Annotated in this window: 17 protein-coding genes; 10 read left to right on the top strand and 7 right to left on the bottom strand. The window is 73.3% G+C overall.

Going from position 1 to position 15,620, the window contains the following annotated elements; translation table 11 throughout:
- Nucleotides 1-25 precede the first annotated feature (25 nt).
- From ACF07S_RS25035 to ACF07S_RS25025, 3 genes are all read left to right on the top strand, one after another.
- The gene (locus ACF07S_RS25035) at nt 26-883 is read left to right on the top strand and encodes an aldo/keto reductase (RefSeq protein ID WP_391963139.1); all 858 of its coding nucleotides are present in this window, start codon (nt 26-28) and stop codon (nt 881-883) included.
- A gap of 122 nt (nt 884-1,005) precedes the next feature.
- Nucleotides 1,006-2,775, top strand: a complete 1,770-nt coding sequence (locus ACF07S_RS25030; protein WP_391975160.1) for an ABC transporter ATP-binding protein — start codon at nt 1,006-1,008, stop codon at nt 2,773-2,775.
- A gap of 112 nt (nt 2,776-2,887) precedes the next feature.
- A complete protein-coding gene (locus tag ACF07S_RS25025) occupies nt 2,888-3,142 on the top strand; it encodes a DUF5133 domain-containing protein (RefSeq protein ID WP_391963137.1) in 255 nt (84 codons plus the stop codon).
- Between the two features lie 28 nt (nt 3,143-3,170).
- Here the strand turns inward: ACF07S_RS25025 and ACF07S_RS25020 are convergent, their stop codons facing one another.
- A complete protein-coding gene (locus ACF07S_RS25020) occupies nt 3,171-4,142 on the bottom strand; it encodes a GlxA family transcriptional regulator (protein WP_391963136.1) in 972 nt (323 codons plus the stop codon).
- Nucleotides 4,143-4,330: 188 nt separating this feature from the next.
- Between ACF07S_RS25020 and ACF07S_RS25015 the strand changes: the two genes are divergently transcribed.
- Nucleotides 4,331-4,804, top strand: coding sequence for a hypothetical protein (locus tag ACF07S_RS25015; RefSeq protein WP_391975159.1), 474 nt, complete (start codon nt 4,331-4,333; stop codon nt 4,802-4,804).
- Between the two features lie 161 nt (nt 4,805-4,965).
- Nucleotides 4,966-5,181 (top strand): hypothetical protein, encoded by a 216-nt coding sequence (locus tag ACF07S_RS25010; protein ID WP_391963134.1) that lies wholly within the window; start codon nt 4,966-4,968, stop codon nt 5,179-5,181.
- Between the two features lie 21 nt (nt 5,182-5,202).
- On the opposite strand, the gene tgmB is transcribed toward ACF07S_RS25010, so the two are convergent.
- From tgmB to ACF07S_RS24990, 4 genes are all read right to left on the bottom strand, one after another.
- Nucleotides 5,203-6,186, bottom strand: a complete 984-nt coding sequence (gene tgmB / locus ACF07S_RS25005) for an ATP-grasp ribosomal peptide maturase (protein WP_391963133.1) — start codon at nt 6,184-6,186, stop codon at nt 5,203-5,205.
- 16 nt (nt 6,187-6,202) lie between these two features.
- Complete coding sequence (tgmA, locus tag ACF07S_RS25000; RefSeq protein WP_030821244.1) at nt 6,203-6,394, bottom strand: putative ATP-grasp-modified RiPP; 192 nt, start codon at nt 6,392-6,394, stop codon at nt 6,203-6,205.
- Between the two features lie 120 nt (nt 6,395-6,514).
- On the bottom strand, nt 6,515-6,841 hold the full coding sequence (locus ACF07S_RS24995; protein ID WP_391963132.1) for a YkvA family protein: 327 nt from the start codon (nt 6,839-6,841) through the stop codon (nt 6,515-6,517).
- A 343-nt stretch (nt 6,842-7,184) separates the two neighbouring features.
- On the bottom strand, nt 7,185-8,345 hold the full coding sequence (locus ACF07S_RS24990; RefSeq protein WP_391975158.1) for a hypothetical protein: 1,161 nt from the start codon (nt 8,343-8,345) through the stop codon (nt 7,185-7,187).
- A gap of 454 nt (nt 8,346-8,799) precedes the next feature.
- Here ACF07S_RS24990 and ACF07S_RS24985 point away from each other — a divergent pair, with 454 nt between their 5' ends.
- The 5 genes from ACF07S_RS24985 to ACF07S_RS24965 all read left to right on the top strand — a co-directional run bounded on the left by ACF07S_RS24985 (nt 8,800) and on the right by ACF07S_RS24965 (nt 13,507).
- The gene (locus tag ACF07S_RS24985; protein ID WP_391975157.1) at nt 8,800-9,216 is read left to right on the top strand and encodes a hypothetical protein; all 417 of its coding nucleotides are present in this window, start codon (nt 8,800-8,802) and stop codon (nt 9,214-9,216) included.
- Complete coding sequence (locus tag ACF07S_RS24980; RefSeq protein WP_391963129.1) at nt 9,213-9,992, top strand: hypothetical protein; 780 nt, start codon at nt 9,213-9,215, stop codon at nt 9,990-9,992. Before ACF07S_RS24985 ends, ACF07S_RS24980 begins: the two co-directional genes overlap by 4 nt.
- A gap of 38 nt (nt 9,993-10,030) precedes the next feature.
- Nucleotides 10,031-10,549 carry a roadblock/LC7 domain-containing protein gene (locus ACF07S_RS24975; RefSeq protein WP_391975156.1) on the top strand — a complete coding sequence of 173 codons (519 nt, stop codon included), beginning with the start codon at nt 10,031-10,033 and terminating at the stop codon, nt 10,547-10,549.
- 84 nt (nt 10,550-10,633) lie between these two features.
- Entirely contained in the window at nt 10,634-11,008 is a 375-nt protein-coding gene (locus tag ACF07S_RS24970) for a hypothetical protein (protein WP_391963127.1), read from the top strand.
- 129 nt (nt 11,009-11,137) lie between these two features.
- Entirely contained in the window at nt 11,138-13,507 is a 2,370-nt protein-coding gene (locus ACF07S_RS24965) for a glycoside hydrolase family 65 protein (protein WP_391975155.1), read from the top strand.
- 33 nt (nt 13,508-13,540) lie between these two features.
- Here the strand turns inward: ACF07S_RS24965 and ACF07S_RS24960 are convergent, their stop codons facing one another.
- Both ACF07S_RS24960 and ACF07S_RS24955 read right to left on the bottom strand, forming a co-directional pair.
- Complete coding sequence (locus ACF07S_RS24960) at nt 13,541-14,038, bottom strand: lamin tail domain-containing protein (RefSeq protein WP_391975154.1); 498 nt, start codon at nt 14,036-14,038, stop codon at nt 13,541-13,543.
- A gap of 141 nt (nt 14,039-14,179) precedes the next feature.
- Complete coding sequence (locus tag ACF07S_RS24955; RefSeq protein ID WP_391975153.1) at nt 14,180-15,544, bottom strand: FAD-dependent oxidoreductase; 1,365 nt, start codon at nt 15,542-15,544, stop codon at nt 14,180-14,182.
- Between the last annotated feature and the right edge of the window lie 76 nt (nt 15,545-15,620).

Raw genomic sequence — 15,620 nt, 5'->3', positions numbered from 1 at the left:
CGACAGCCGAAAGAGGTCACGCCCCATGCACACCCGCCGTATCGGTGATGTCGAAGTCGGTGCCGTCGGACTGGGCGCCATGCCCATGTCGATCGAGGGCCGCCCGGACCCGGCCCGCTCCCTGGCCACCCTCCATGCCGCACTGGACGCCGGCGTCACGCTGATCGACACCGCCGACGCCTATCACCTGGGCGCCGACGAGGTCGGCCACAACGAGACCCTGATCGCCGAGGCCCTCGCCTCCCACGAGCGCGGCGGCGAGGTCCTGGTCGCCACCAAGGGCGGTCATCTGCGCCCCGGCGACGGCAGCTGGACCCTGGACGGCAGTCCCGCGCATCTGAGGAGCGCGTGCGAGGCGTCCCTGCGCCGGCTCGGGGTGGAGGCCATCGGGCTCTACCAGTTCCACCGGCCCGACCCCCGCGTCCCGTACGCGGAGTCCCTCGGCGCGCTGCGCGAGCTCCTCGACGAGGGGAAGATCCGCATGGCCGGCATCTCCAACGCCGACCCGGAGCAGATCCGGCAGGCGAACGAGATCCTCGGCGGGCGGCTGGTCTCCGTGCAGAACCAGTTCTCCCCGGCCTTCCGCTCCAGCGAGCCCGAGCTGCGCCTGTGTGACGAGCTCGGCATCGCCTTCCTGCCCTGGAGCCCCTTCGGCGGCATCTCCCGGGCCGGTGGACTCGCCTCCGCGCACGCCCCGTTCGGACGGATCGCCCGGGCGCACGGGGTGAGCGCGCACCAGGTGTGCCTGGCGTGGATGCTCGCCAAGTCGCCGGTCGTCGTGCCGATCCCGGGAGCCAGCCGGCCGGAGTCGATCCGTGACTCGGTGGCCGCCGCCGGCCTCGTGCTGACGGCCGAGGAGGTCGCGGAGCTGGACGCCGGCTGAGGCCCCGGCCCGTCCCGGGCGGTGGACGCCGCCGACGAAACACCTCGCGCGCCCGGTGCGCTCCGGGCGCGCAAGAGGGGAAAGCGCTTGCCGAAAAAGTCGACCGGGGAGGACCACCGCCGATGGCGACGTTGCCGGAAAGACCGCTCGACCACCGCTACCGGGGCGAGCACCCGATCCGCACCCTCGCCTATCTGCTCCGGGCGGACCGCGGCCGGCTGGCCGGCGCCGTCGTCGTCTTCACGGTCAAGCACAGCCCCGTCTGGCTGCTGCCGCTGATCACCGCGTCCATCATCGACACCGTCGTGCAGCACCAGCCGATCTCCCGGCTGTGGACCAGCACCGGCGTCATCATGCTCATCCTGGTGGTCAACTACCCCCTGCACCTGCTGTACGTCCGGCTGCTGTACGGCAGTGTCCGCCGCATGGGCACCGCGCTGCGCTCCGCCCTGTGCACCCGTATGCAGCAGCTCTCCATCGGCTACCACTCCCGGGTCAGCGCCGGTGTGCTCCAGGTCAAGGTGGTCCGGGACGTGGAGACCGTGGAGCAGATGGTGCAGCAGACCGCGGAGCTCGGGCTGGGCGCGCTCACCGTACTCGCCGGCGGGTTCGTCATCATCGCCGTCCGCACCCCCGAGTTCCTCCCCGTCTTCCTGGTCGTGGTGCCCGCCGCGACCCTGCTCGTCGCCCGGCTGCGGGCGCGGCTGCGCACGCACAACGAGCACTTCCGTCACGAGGTGGAGGCCCTGTCCTCCCGGGTCACCGAGATGACCCGGCTCATCCCCGTCACCCGCGCCCACGGGCTGGAGGGCAAGGCGCTGCGCCGGATGGACGGCACCCTGAACCGGCTGCTCACCTCCGGGATGCGCCTGGACCTGGTCAACGGCCGGTTCGGCTCGCTGGCCTGGGTCGTCCTCAACGTGGTGGGCGTGCTGGTGCTGGCCGGCGCGGCGCTCATCTCGTACTACGAGGTCTGGGGCGTCACCCCCGGCGACGTCGTGATGCTCAGCGCCTTCCTGACCACGCTCACCAACTCCACGACCACGCTGGCGGGGCTGGCCCCCGTCATCACCAAGGGGCTGGAGTCCGTCCGCTCGGTCGGCGAGGTCCTCCAGGCCCCCGAACTCGAGGACAACGAGGGCAAGGCGGAGGTCACCGCGCTGCGCGGCGCCATCGCCTTCGAGGGGGTCGGCCACGCCTACGAGTCCGACGGGCGCCCCGCCGTGCGGGACTTCACCCTGGACGTCGCGCCCGGCGAGACCATCGCGCTCGTGGGCGCCTCGGGGGCGGGGAAGTCCACGGTGCTCAGCCTCGTCATCGGCTTCGTCCGTCCGACCGCCGGCCGGCTGCTGCTCGACGGGACCGACATGAACAGCCTCGACCTGCGCACCTACCGGCGCTTCCTGTCGGTGGTGCCCCAGGAGTCGATCCTGTTCGACGGGACCGTCCGGGAGAACGTCGCCTACGGCATGGACGACGCCGACGAGGAGACGGTACGGACCGCGCTGCGCGACGCCAACGCGCTGGAGTTCGTCGACCGGCTGCCCCAGGGCCTCGACACCCTCGTCGGGGAGCGGGGCGCGCGGCTGTCCGGCGGGCAGCGCCAGCGCCTGGCCATCGCCCGCGCCCTGATCCGGGACCCCAAGGTGCTGGTCCTGGACGAGGCGACGTCGGCGCTGGACACCCGCTCGGAGGCTCTGGTGCAGGAGGCGCTCGCCCGGCTGCTGCGCGGACGCACCACGTTCGTCGTGGCGCACCGGCTGTCGACCGTGCGCGGTGCCGACCGGATCGTGGTGATGGCGGACGGCCGGATCCAGGAGATCGGCAGCCACGAGGACCTGCTGCGCCGGGGCGGGGCGTACACGGCGCTGCACAGTGGCCAGGTCGCCTGATCCTCCGGTCAGGATGCGAAGGTTTTCGGTCAATTGCGGTCAGTCGAGCATATGGGGTGAGTGCTTCCGCCTGGTGCGGGCATACGGAGCCAAAACCAGGAAGAGGTGTTTCGTGCTCACACCGGACCCCAAGGTGGTCAGACAACTGCTGACGCGGTACGCGACGCTGCAGATCGCTCAGGCGGAGCGGCACTCGCCGACGGCGGCGCGCGAACTGAAGGACGTCAGCCACGCGCTCCGCGTGACGATGGGAGCGTCCGGCATCCAGGACGCCATAGCGAAGGCGGACGCGCTCCTCGACCGGGCGCGGCCGGCGGCCGCCCGGACCACGGAGGCGGACGGCGGCGGCCTGCCCCTGGCCGTCTGACGCCCGGGCCGCCCGCCCGCTCCCGCGGCTACGCCCCACCCACGGCGGCGGTGCGCCGCCCCTTGAAGGCGGAGCGGTAGGCGTACGGCGTGGTGCCCACCACCTTGCGGAACCGCTCGCGGAACGCCGTGGGCGATCCGAAACCGGTCTGCCGGGCCACCCGCTCGACCGTGTGGTCGCTGTTCTCCAGCAGGTACTGGGCGCGCCGGATCCGCGTCCGCAGCAGCCACTGCAACGGCGTGGTGCCCGTCTGCTCGCGGAAGCGGCGGCTGAAGGTGCGCTCGCTCATGCCGGCGCGCGCCGCCATCGTCCCGAGCGTGACCTCGTGCGCCAGGTTGTCCTGGATCCAGTCCAGCAGCGGTTCCAGGTCCGACCCGCGGGGCACGGGCGGGTGCTCGTGCACGATGAACTGGGCCTGCCCGCCCTCCCGCTCCAGGGGCATGACCGACATCCGGGCGGCGTTCGCGGCCACGGCCGAGCCCAGGTCCCGGCGGATCATGTGCAGGCACATGTCCAGCGCGGCCGCGGCGCCGGCCGAGGTGAGGATCCGGCCGTTGTCGACGTAGAGCACGTCCGGCTGCACGTCGACGCGCGGATAGGCACGGGCGAGCTGCTCGGCGGCCACCCAGTGGGTGGTGGCGCGCAGTCCGTCCAGCAGCCCGGCCTCCGCCAGGACGAAGGCCCCCACGCACACGGACGCGATCCGGGTGCCCGCCTCCGCCGCCTGCCGCAGGGCCGCGACGACGGCGGGGGAGAGCGGCGCGGCGCCCTCGGCCCGGCCCGGGACGATCACCGTGTCCGCGTCCGCCAGCGCCTCCAGCCCCCGGTCGACCCGCAGGGTGAACCCGCCGTCCGCGAGCACCTCCGGCCGCTCGGCGCACAGCCGCACCCGGTAGGGGTGCCGGCCGTCGGGCAGCCGTGTCCAGTCGAAGACCTGCTGGGGCGCCGCCATGTCGAACGGCACGACCCGATCGAGGACCAGAATCGCCACGGTGTGCATGACCGCCACGATAGGCGGGTTCCCGCCGGGCCCCGGACCCGGGGCGGCGGCGGGTGACGCGGCCGGAGCCGTGGTGGGAGGTACTGGCGGGAACCCGTCGGATCCTGTCGTTCCAGCCCCTGGGTGGTCACCCGTCAGGCCCCTAACGTGAGCCCGGCCCCGCCGACCACGTCATGGAAAGAGTCCCGGTGACCAAGTTCCTGCTGTCCCTCCACGTCCTGGCCGCCATCATCGCCGTCGGTCCCGTGACCGTCGCGGCCAGCATGTTCCCGCCGGCCGTACGCCGTGCCGCCCCGGCCGACGGCGGCGGCCCCGCCGCCGCGGCGGTGACCACCGTCGAACTCCTCCACCGCATCTGCCGGGTCTACGCCCGCGTCGGGATCGTCGTTCCCCTCTTCGGCCTGGCCACCGCCCTCGCGATGGGCGTCCTGGGCGACGGCTGGCTCGTCACCTCGATCGCCCTGACCGCCGCGGCCGCCGGGGTGCTTCTCGCCTTCGTGCTGCCGCGCCAGGACGAACTCGTCGGACAGCTGACCGGACACCGGCCGGTCGACCGGCGGAGCACCGTACGACTCGCGATGTTCACCGGAGTGTTCAACCTGCTGTGGGCGGCCGTCACGGTGTTGATGATCGTCCGCCCCGGCTCGACGACGGGGGCCTGACCGCCCGGTTCCGGCGCCCGTCACCGCTTTGCGCGGCACATCCGCGGTGACCGTTGTGCATCACTCGTCCCCGGGAATTCCCACTTCACCGCGGACGGGCGCCTACACTCGGCAGTCGCGTCCCCGCACCGGGGCCGACGAGCAGAAAGGCACGTTGTCGGGTGTTCCAGGATTCCCCCATCTACGACCGACTCATCGCGGAGTGCGGCGATGTGCCCGCGCAGGTGCGCCGCGAGGCCGAACGCGTGAGCAGGGAACTGGAGTCGGTCATGCGGCCCCTGCAGTCCCCCGGCTACGCCCCCGGCCTCGACCGGCCCCAGTCCCCGGGCAACGGCTGGCAGCGCACCGCCATGCTGCCCGGACCGCGGACGCACTGACCCCGCGCGGTGACGGCCCCCTCACCGTGCCGCGCTGCCCGCCTCGTCGAGTTCCGCCGGCTCGTCGGGGGCGGGGCGGGACAGCCATTCGGCGACGGACCGGGCGATCGGCTGTCCCGTCTCCACCTCGACGAAGCCGAACTGCCCCGACTGATTGCACTCCAGGAACCACCACGTCCCGTCGGTGTCCTCGACGAAGTCGAACGCCCCGTACGCCAGTCCGGCTCGGAGCAGGTACGCGCGGACGGCCTCCGCGGTGCGCGCCGGCACCTCGACCGGCTCCCAGGGCGGCCCGGGGGCGGCGAAGCGCACATCCACCTCCTTCGGATCCGCCTCCGCGGCGGTCGCCTTGCGTGCCGCCAGCAAGTGCCCGCCCACCGCGGTGAGCCGGACGTCGGCCCGCTTGGCGATCCGCCGCTGGAGCAGCGTCGGGCCGAACGCGACCGCGGAGAAGTCGGTGTCGGGCGCCACCCTGCTGGTCGGCACGGCCCGTGGCGGATCCTGCGGATGCGCCCCCGAGACCGGCTTGACCACCAGATCGGGGAAGCGCTCCGCGAACTCCCGGGCGGCGCGCGGGAAGGTGGTGATCACCGTGGCGGGCACCGGCAGCCCGCAGCGCTGGGCCAGACGCAGCTGCCACGGCTTGTGGCGGGCCTGCCGGGCCGCGTCCGGGTGGTTCATCCAGCGCGCGTCGCTGCCGCGCAGCATGCCGTACAGCGCCTGTGAGGCCTCCTCGGTCAGCCACGCCGACGGCTGCGGCGCGCGCTCGGCGGGGACGCCCGGCCGGCGCACCCACACGGACCGCAGTCCGCCGATGCTCACCAGCCGTCCGCCGGCGGACAGATGGCCGCGGAAGCGGCCGTGGACGTACTCGCCGGACAACGAGACGCCGTCGGTCAGGTCGGCGGGATCGAGGCGCACCACCGGTACTCCGGAACCGTTCAGATGGACCACCACCATGTCGGCGGTCACATCCTCCTCACAGGTGAGGATCAGCACGGTCATGGTCTACGGTCCGCGTTCAGTCGTCGAAGTGGGTCTTGGAGCCCGCAGTGGACGTCGTCGTCCCCGCCTCACGCAACAACGCGTGGTCGCAGGCCGCGATCCGTCCGTCGCCGAGTACGTTCAACTGCAGCCCGGAGTCGTACGCGTACGGAGTGGCAACGGCCAACTCCACCGCCGGACGTGCGTAGTTGAGCGCGAACGGTTGCATCGTCTCTCCCTCGTCGGTGCTGCGCCGATCAGGCAACGGCGCACCGTGCGCCGCCGCTTGGTCCGCCGACCTCTTTTGGCGTCCAGAGACTTATACGAATCGAACGGGTGGTTGGTTTCCTCACGGAGCGTGATCATCGGCGGGTTGCCGTCCCGGCCGCCGCGAGGGCGTGCCGGGCTTCGCCGCCCCCAGGGAGCCGCGCGTGGTGCGCAGGGCGAGCAGCAGGACGCCGATGTCGTCCAGGTAGACCGGATCGGGCACCAGATCGACCGGCAGCACCAGATAGAGGACCGCGCCCCAGAACACCCAGCGCGGCCCCGTGGGCAGTCCCGCCCGCCGCAACTCGCGGCGCGTGCGGACCAGCCGGACCAGAACGGCGACGGCGCAGGCCAGCAGCGCGGCCGCGAGAACCGCGCCGGCGGTCAGTACCACGGTGGTCGTCTCCAACGGACCGCCCTCCTTCCGGGACCGTGCCGCACTCCCGTGCCGGCACACCTGTCTCCGAGCGGATTCCCGCTCCCGGCGCCGCCATGACGGCGCCGGGACCGGCCATGCGCGCCCGCGTCGAATGCCCCGCGTCACGCCGGCGAAACCCTGAGTCCTCGCAGGTCATCCCGGTGGCCCAGCCGAGTGGCAGGGGACGGCGGGGTGCCTGGTCATGGTCATCGGCCCTCCCCGCGGAGCCGAGCACGACCACTTCCTCCTCGTCCCCTCGCGCTCGCGCCCCCGTGGCTCGCCGCCCCGGGCGCCGCCACCGCCGCCCGGGACACCACACCTGGCTGACGCGGCACTAGTGGTCGGGCGCCGACTGCGGCCGCGGTGTCGCCTCCTCGTTCCCCTCGGCCGTCGTGCGGCGTGTCCCGGCGCTGCCGGCCCTCAGCCGTTCCAGGGTGCGCGTCAGGTGCTGGAGGGGGGAGGGGGAGGACGGGCGGGGCGGGGGCGGCTGCCCCGGGGCATCGGCCGACTCCCGGTACGCGGTCAGCGCCTCGTGGGCGCGATCGGCGGCCTCGCGGTACAGGTCGCGCGACTTCGTCATGGCCTCCAAGGCCTCGGCGTACATGGCCACCAGTGCCCGCTCGCGGGCGAGTTCCTCCTCCAGGGTCAGCAGGTGCCAGTCCTCCCGCAGCGCGGTCAGGGCGTCCCGCGCCCCGTCCGGCAGCGCACGCGGCAGCGCCGCGAACCGGGTGACCACGTCGACGAGATCGCCCGGCTCCGTGCCGTCCAGGAACACCGCCCGCACGGCGAAGGCCCCGGCGTCGTGGTCCTCGGGGGCCGGGCCGCCGGGCAGTACCGCCGCGCCGCCCCGCGGCACCTCCACACCGAACTCGCGCAACGCCCAGTTCGCCACCCGCAACTGCTGCGGCGCGGCCCGGTGTTCCACGACACGGTGCCGCAGCCCCGGCGGCAGCCAGCGCGCCAGCGGCACCCGGCCGCGCTCGTCCGTGGTCATCGCCTCGTGGACGACGACATGGATGTGCCACGCGTCACGCGCGCAGTCGCGCAGCAGCCGCCGTACGGCCTTGTCGTCCTCCGGCAGGGGGTTGATCGCCTCCAGCCGCAGCCCGGTCGCCGCGTCGGGGTACCAGTCGGCGTCCGGCCCCAGCGGCCAGAACATGCCGGCCGGCGACGGCCAGGCCTGGTCCCAGGGCTGCTCCGCCTCCGCGACCAGTGTCCAGTCCCGGCCACTGCCCGCGTCCGGGGCCGTGTCGGGTCCCAGGCTCAGCCGGGCGCGCACGGTGACCCCGTCGGCGACCCGCATCCGGGATTCGAACACCAGGTCAGGTGCGGTCCCCGGCGCGGGCAGCTCCAGGAAGTCGTCGATGGAGTGGTTCTCCTTGAGCCGGCGCAGGCTGCGCCGGAGCGTCCGGTCGGTCTCGGGGCCGGTGTGGCGGCCGCGGGCCAGCCAGACCGTCGGCGGGGTGAGGGGGCGGGCTGCGGAGGAGGTCGGCATGGGTCCAGTGGTGAGCGGGGGCACGTGCACCTGTCAGTATCGTCGCCGCCGGCCGGCGACATGACGCGGGGGGTTCCGCCGGACGGGGGTCCCACCCGCTCCCACCCGCCCCGTACGCCCCGTGCGACCGTGGGGGCGTGCGGCATGTCGCGCGCGAGGTGTGCGCGGCGCGCACGCGGTGACGGCCGTTCACCCCTGGTCGCGGCGCCACTCCGGTCACCACCATGGGTGCCGCGGGCGGGGCCGGCCCGCCCTCCGCGTCGGGGCCGGCCCCGCCCGCGCCGGGCCGGGCGGTCGGTCCCCTGTCGCGCGGTGAAGCGCGGACCCTATCAGTGCCCACCCACTGGCACCGCATATTCCACCGGAAAAAGCCAAAGCCCTCACCTCGGTCGAGCACACACCGTAGCGTCGATGTCACGTTCGCGGTACAGCCGTGCGAGAAGGGGGATCCGGCGTGCCCGGAATCGACGAGAGCCTGCTGGACATCATGCGACTGCCGGGCGCGCGCGGTGCCCTGGTGGCCGACTGGGTCAGCGGGCTCGCGCTGGGCGTGGTGGGCGAGGCGCCGGGCGGTGACGCGGAGGCCGCGGCCGCGGAGACCGCCGAACTCGCCCGCCTGGCCATGGAGAGCGGCACTCTCGCACCGGCCGACGGCGCCGCCGCAGCGGGGACGGGACCCGCCTCCGGAGGGGAAGGAGCGGTCCAGGACCTCATCCTCACCACCGCGGACGCGTACCACCTGCTGCGCTTCGTCGTCACGGGTTTCGACAGCACGGTGTTCCTGTACCTGTGGCTCGACCGCGCCGACGGCAACCTGGCCCTGGCCCGCATCCGGCTGGCCGGGACGGCGGACCGGCTGGTGCTCGGGTGACCACCTCGGCGTGCACCGACGGATCCGCTCCGGACCTGCTCGGCACCCTCGCGGCCGACCACGCCACCGGGGCGCTGTCGACGGAGTCGGGCATCTTCTACCTCGCGGCGGGCCACGTCGTCCACGTGGAGTCCCCGTACAGCCCCGGCCTCGGCGACCTGCTCACCCGCAGCGGTGCCGTGGACCCGGCCGGCTGGTGGGAGGCGGTCGAGCGGGCCGGGGCCGGCCACCGGGTCGCCCGGCACCTGGTGGACAGCGGAAGCCTCACCGCCGGCGCGCTGGAACTGTGCCACCTGGGCGCGCTCTTCGACGCGGCGTACTGCGCCCTCGCCCACGGCGGCGCCACGCTCCGCTTCCGCCCCGGAGTCGCCCACTGGCTCGGCGCGGTCCGCCCCGTACCGGTGGCGACGGTGCTGCGCGAGTCGTGCCGCCGCCGCGCCCTGCTGCACCGCATATGGCCCGACCCGGCCGTCGACACCGCCCCGCTCACCCGCGCCCCCGGCGCCGATCCCGCCGAACTGCCGCCCCGCCGCGGTCGCACCCTCGCCCTGGTCGACGGCGCCCGCACCGCCGCGCAGATCGCCTCGGCCCTCGCCCACCGCACCTTCCACACCCTCGTCGAACTGCGCCGTCTGGCCGCCGACGGACTGGTCGCCCCCGCGCCGCACCCGCCCACCACGCCCGTCCGCTCCGTCCCCGGCGCGGGCGGCGCGGCGTGGGACGAGCCCGACACAGCACTGCTGAGACGGCTCCTGGACGCCTTGGAGGGACTGTGATCCGCGCGCGCCGGCAGCGTGCCGAAAGGAGACTGCTCATGGCCGTCGAGACCGACGTGCTGGACGAACTGCGCCGGCTCCGCGCCCGCGTACCCCGGCTGGCGGGCTCCCTCGCGGCCACCGTCGACGGACTCGTCCTGGCCCACGACGTACCGGACACCGAACCCGAGGGGCTGGCCGCGCTCACCGCCGCCTCGCTCGGCGTCGCGTACCGCATGACGGACGCCGCCGCCCGCGGCGAGTTCCGCGAACTCCTGGTCCGCGGCAGCCAGGGGTACGTCGCCACCTACGCGGCCGGCACCACCGCCGTCCTCACCCTTCTCGCCGACGACCGGGTGAACGTGGGCCGGCTGCATCTGGAGGGCCGGCGCAGCGGCGCCCGGATCGCCGCTCTGGTGGACTCCCACACCGGCCCGGGCGCCGGACGGCACGCCGGCCGGCTCGCCCCCCACCCCCCTCCCGGGCCCGCCCACGACCCGGACCCGGCCCGGCACACCGGCACGCTCCCGGTGCGGACCCCGCAGCGTCCCGCGCACCGGCCCCGGCCCGGCGGCTGACCCAGGGCTTCCCCGCGGCCGGCCGCCGGAGCACGCCCCGGCGGCCGGACCGAACCACCCGACACGACGGAAAGGACACCTTCCATGGCCAACACCGAGACCGCGCTCAAGGAGTGCCTCGGCTCCATCGACGGCGCGACGGCCGCCGCACTCGTCGACTACACCAGCGGCATGGCCCTCGGCACGCTGGGCGGCGGCAAGGACTTCGACCTGGAGGTCGCCGCGGCCGGCAACACCGACGTCGTACGGTCCAAGCTGCGCACCATGGAGCACCTGGGCCTGAACGAGGAGATCGAGGACATCCTCATCACCCTGAGCAGCCAGTACCACCTGATCCGGCTGCTCAGGGGGCGCGGCGGGAACGGCCTCTTCCTGTACCTGGTGCTCGACGCGGGCCGGGCCAACCTGGCCATGGCGCGGCACCGGCTGCGCCGCATCGAGGCCGACCTGGAGGTCTGAGCCCCGCCGGATCCGGCGCCTGCCGCCGGGGGAGCGGCAGGCGCCCGCGTCGGCCCCGTGTGTGTTCCGCACCCGCCGGGGGTACCCGTGGCCGACCGCACGGCAGCCGTCGGCGGGAGGAGCGGCGAAGTGACGGGCTGGACCTGGGAGCACGAGGGCTACGACCCCGCCGACGCACGCCTGAGGGAATCGCTGTGCACCCTGGGCAACGGATACTTCGCCACCCGGGGAGCGCTGCCGGAGTGTCCCGCGGACGAGGTGCATTACCCGGGCACCTACGCGGCCGGCTGCTACAACCGGCTCGCCTCCCGGGTGGCCGGACGGCAGGTGGAGAACGAGGACATGGTCAACCTGCCGAACTGGCTCCCGCTGCGCTTTCGCCTGCCCGACGAGCCCTGGCTCTCCCCGGACACCGCGACCGTGCTCGAGCACGGGGAGACCCTGCACCTGTCCACCGGGCTGCTGGAACGCCGAACGCGCTACGGCCTCGGCGCGGGTCGGGCGCTCCTCGTGCGCCAGCACCGGTTCGTGCACATGGCAGACCCCCATCTCGCGGGTCTGCGCACCGAGTTCACCGCCGAGGGCTTCTCGGGAACCCTGCAGACCGAGGCGGCGCTCGACGGCGGTGTCACCAACGCCGGGGTGCCCCGCTACCGGGACCTGGACGGCCGTCACCTGACCCATGTGCTCACCGGCACGGCCGCCGCCGACACGGTGTGGCTGCGCTGCCGCACCCGCACCTCGGACGTCCGGGTCGCCCTCGCCGCCCGGCTGACCTCACCCGCGCCCGTCACCGACCGGCACGACCCTCCGCGGGTCTGCCAGACGACCCGGCTGGACCTGGCCGCGGGCCGCCCGGTCACCGTCGACAAAATCGTCGCCCTGCACACCTCCCGCGACCCCGCGATCAGCGACCCGCTGCACGCCGCCGTGGACCGCGTGGGCCGGGCGGCCGGCTTCGACGCGCTGCTGGCGCCGCACCTGACGGCCTGGGACCAGCTGTGGCGCCGGGCCGAACTCGACGTACCCGGTGAGGCGGGCCGCATCCTGCGGCTGCACCTCTTCCACGTGCTGCAGACCCTCTCCCCCCACACCGCGGACCTGGACGTGGGGGTCCCGGCCCGAGGACTGCACGGCGAGTCCTACCGCGGGCACGTCTTCTGGGACGAGCTGTTCGTCCTGCCGTACCTCAACCTGCACTTCCCGGAGGTCTCCCGCGCCCTGCTGCACTACCGCCACCGGCGCCTGGAACGCGCCCGCACCGCCGCACGGGACGCCGGGCACAAGGGCGCGCTGTACCCCTGGCAGAGCGGCAGCGACGGCCGGGAGGAGACCCAGCAGCTGCACCTCAACCCCCGCTCCGGCCGCTGGCTGCCCGACCACTCCCACCTCCAGCACCACGTCGGCTCGGCGATCGCGTACAACGTGTGGCAGTACTGCGAGGCCGGCGGCGACGAGGAGTTCCTGCACACCAAGGGGGCCGAGATGCTGCTGCAGATCTCCCGGTTCTGGGCGGACTCGGCCACCTACGACGAGCGTCTGGGCCGGTACCGCATCAAGGGCGTGGTCGGCCCCGACGAGTACCACGACGCCTACCCGGACGCCGCCGGACCGGGCCTCGACGACAACGCCTACACCAACGTCACGGCCGCCTGGGTGCTCGCCCGCACCCTGGACGTGCTGCGCGGCCTGCCCGAGCCGCGCGGGCGCGAACTCGCCGAGCGGACCGGTTTGGACGCCGGTGAACTCGACGCGTGGGACCACATCTCCCGCACGCTCCACGTCCCCTTCCACGACGGCGTCATCAGCCAGTTCGAGGGCTACGGCGAACTCGCCGAGCTCGACTGGCGCGGCTACCGGCGCCGGTACGGCGACATCCGGCGCCTGGACCGGATCCTGGAGGCCGAGGGCGACACCGTCAACCGCTACCAGGCCTCCAAGCAGGCCGACGTCCTGATGCTCGGCTACCTCTTCTCACCCGCCGAACTCCAGGGCGTCTTCCGCAGACTGAACCTGAACCTGGACGAACGGACCTGGCGGCGCACGGTCGACCACTACCTGCACCGCACCAGCCACGGATCCACCCTCAGCGGCCTGGTGCACGGCTGGGTGCTGGCCCGGGCCCGGCGCGCGGACGCCTGGAAGTTCTGCCAGGAGGCCCTCCAGGCGGACATCGCCGACATCCAGGGCGGCACCACGGGGGAGGGCATCCACCTCGGCGCCATGGCCGGCACCCTCGACCTGGTCCAGCGCGGACTGACCGGGCTGGAGACCCGGGGCGGCGCCCTGTGGCTCGACCCCGTGCCCCTGCCGGGACTCTCCTCCTACGGCTTCACCCTGCGCTACCACGGCCACTGGGGCGTGCGGCTGCGCCTGGAGCGCGGGCTGCTGGAGATCGCCGTGCCCGAGTCCGGCCGGAACCCGATCGAGGTGCACCTGCCGGACCGGGCCGTCCGCCTCCAGCCGGGCGAGACGGACCGGCTGGTCCTGCCGGACTGACGGTCCGCCGCCGGGCGGGGCCCCGGCTCCGGCTCACTGGTGGAACGAGACGTACCCGTTGCGGTCGGGGTCGGAGCCGCCCGCGGTGTACGCGTGCACGTCGGCGCGGGCACCCGTGGGCTTGTACAGGTGGACCGTGTCCCGGTCGTTGTTCCACATGAAGTTGCAGTTGTCGCGGTAGACCACGTTGTACTTGTCGGAGTCGCTGCCGTTGCCGCCGCGCAGCTTCACGTGGTCGCCGGGCTGGAGGTAGTGGCTGGCGGTGAAGGCGAACCGGTTGCCGGCGGCGTCCTTGACGACGTACCCCTTGAGGTTCACCGTCTTCGACGACGAGTAGTTCGTGACCGTCAGGTATTCCAGGTGGGTGTTGCCCCCGGAGCACCGGTTGGAGTCGCTTCCCGGCGCGTCGTACTGGATCCCGCGGACCTTCAGCGCGGAGGTGTACTCGGCGGCCTGGGCCGGAACGACCGTCAGCGCGGCCAGCGCGCCCGCGGCGGCGGTGGTGGCGACGGCGGCAGTGCGTATGCGCATGAACTCATCCCCCCTGCACGCCCCTTGAGCGAGAGGCGTGTGGTGTTTCAGTGAAGGACGGATCATATACATGAAGAACGCCCGTCCGGTCCCGAGGGACCGGACGGGCGCTTCCCGTGCGACCGCGCAGGGGTCAGCGGCTCACGCGCCGCTCTCCCGCAGCATGTCCTCGCGCTCGACGATCTTCACGCGCTCACGGCCCTGCGGCTCGCCCAGGGCCTTCTCCGCGGCGTCCAGGCGGTACCAGCCGTCCCAGGTGGTGAAGCGGATCCCGCGCTCGGCGAGGAACGCGTCCACCGCCTCCGGGGCCGGCGACCCGGGCGTGAGCAGCCGCCCGCCCTCGTAGTCGGCCAGCAGGTTCGCCACCGTCTCGTTGGCGTCGCCCTTGGTGTGGCCGATCAGGCCCACCGGACCGCGCCGGATCCAGCCGGTGACGTACGTGGACGGCAGGTGCTCGCCGGTCTCCTGGATCACGCGCCCGCCCTCGTCCGGGACGGTGCCGGAGCCGATGTCCCAGGGCAGCTTGGGGAGTTTGTCGGAGAGGTAGCCCACGGCCCGGTAGACGGCGCTGACGTCCCAGTCCTTGAACTCGCCGGTCCCCCTGACGTTGCCGGTGCCGTCCAGCGCGGTGCGCTCGGTGCGCAGGCCGACGACCCTGCCGTCCTCGCCGAGGATCTCCACCGGGGATTCGAAGAAGTGCAGGAACAGCTTGTGCGGACGGTCGCCGGCATCGCGGATCGCCCAGTTCTCCAGCGTCTTGGCGACCATGTCGGCCTGCTTGTTGCCGCGCCGGGTGGCGATCGAACCCTCGTCGTAGTCGATGTCCTCGGGGTCGACGACGACCTCGATGGTGGGGGAGTGGTCCAGCTCCCGCAGCTCCATCGGGCTGAACTTGGCCTGTGCCGGGCCGCGGCGGCCGAACACGTGGACCTCCACGGCCTTGTTGGCCTTCAGTCCCTCGTACACGTTCGGCGGGATCTCCGTCGGCAGCAGCTCGTCCGCCGTCTTGGCGAGGACGCGCGCGATGTCGAGGGCGACGTTGCCCACGCCGAGCACGGCGACCTTCTCCGCCTCCAGCGGCCAGGTGCGCGGCACGTCCGGGTGGCCGTCGTACCAGGAGACGAAGTCGGCGGCGCCGTAGGAGCCGTCCAGGTCGATGCCCGGGATGGGCAGCGCCCGGTCCGCCGTCGCGCCGGTGGCGAAGATCACGCCGTCGTAGAACGTGCGCAGATCGTCGAGGTGGAGGTCGGTGCCGTAGTCCACGTTGCCGAACAGGCGGATCTGCGGTTTGTCGAGCACCTGGTGGAGGGCGGTGATGATGCCCTTGATCCGCGGGTGGTCGGGGGCGACGCCGTACCGGATCAGTCCGAACGGCGCCGGCATGCGCTCGAAGATGTCGATGGACACGCCCGGTTCGGCGGCCACGTCGGACTTGAGCAGGGCGTCGGCGGCGTAGATCCCGGCGGGGCCGGATCCGACGATGGCTACCCGCAGGGGGCGGGGCATGGTCAGGTTCCCTTCGAGCGATGACAAGCGTCGCCCGAAGCCTAAACTAAGGCATGCCTTACCTGGTACGCGGGTC

The sequence above is a fragment of the Streptomyces sp. NPDC016640 genome (genome assembly GCF_043076215.1).
GTDB lineage: Bacteria > Actinomycetota > Actinomycetes > Streptomycetales > Streptomycetaceae > Streptomyces.
The sequence above is the reverse complement of the archived record's forward strand: the minus strand, read 5'-3'. Positions and strand labels throughout refer to the sequence as shown.

What these genes read in the sequence shown, in the direction of transcription:
- ACF07S_RS25035 (WP_391963139.1), top strand. Translation starts at nt 26, where the DNA reads ATGCACACCCGCCGTATCGGTGATGTCGAAGTCGGTGCCGTCGGACTG.
- ACF07S_RS25030 (WP_391975160.1), top strand. Translation starts at nt 1,006, where the DNA reads ATGGCGACGTTGCCGGAAAGACCGCTCGACCACCGCTACCGGGGCGAG.
- ACF07S_RS25020 (WP_391963136.1), bottom strand. Translation starts at nt 4,142, where the DNA reads ATGCACACCGTGGCGATTCTGGTCCTCGATCGGGTCGTGCCGTTCGAC.
- tgmB (WP_391963133.1), bottom strand. Translation starts at nt 6,186, where the DNA reads ATGACCGTGCTGATCCTCACCTGTGAGGAGGATGTGACCGCCGACATG.
- tgmA (WP_030821244.1), bottom strand. Translation starts at nt 6,394, where the DNA reads ATGCAACCGTTCGCGCTCAACTACGCACGTCCGGCGGTGGAGTTGGCC.
- ACF07S_RS24990 (WP_391975158.1), bottom strand. Translation starts at nt 8,345, where the DNA reads ATGCCGACCTCCTCCGCAGCCCGCCCCCTCACCCCGCCGACGGTCTGG.
- ACF07S_RS24975 (WP_391975156.1), top strand. Translation starts at nt 10,031, where the DNA reads ATGGCCGTCGAGACCGACGTGCTGGACGAACTGCGCCGGCTCCGCGCC.
- ACF07S_RS24970 (WP_391963127.1), top strand. Translation starts at nt 10,634, where the DNA reads ATGGCCAACACCGAGACCGCGCTCAAGGAGTGCCTCGGCTCCATCGAC.
- ACF07S_RS24960 (WP_391975154.1), bottom strand. Translation starts at nt 14,038, where the DNA reads ATGCGCATACGCACTGCCGCCGTCGCCACCACCGCCGCCGCGGGCGCG.
- ACF07S_RS24955 (WP_391975153.1), bottom strand. Translation starts at nt 15,544, where the DNA reads ATGCCCCGCCCCCTGCGGGTAGCCATCGTCGGATCCGGCCCCGCCGGG.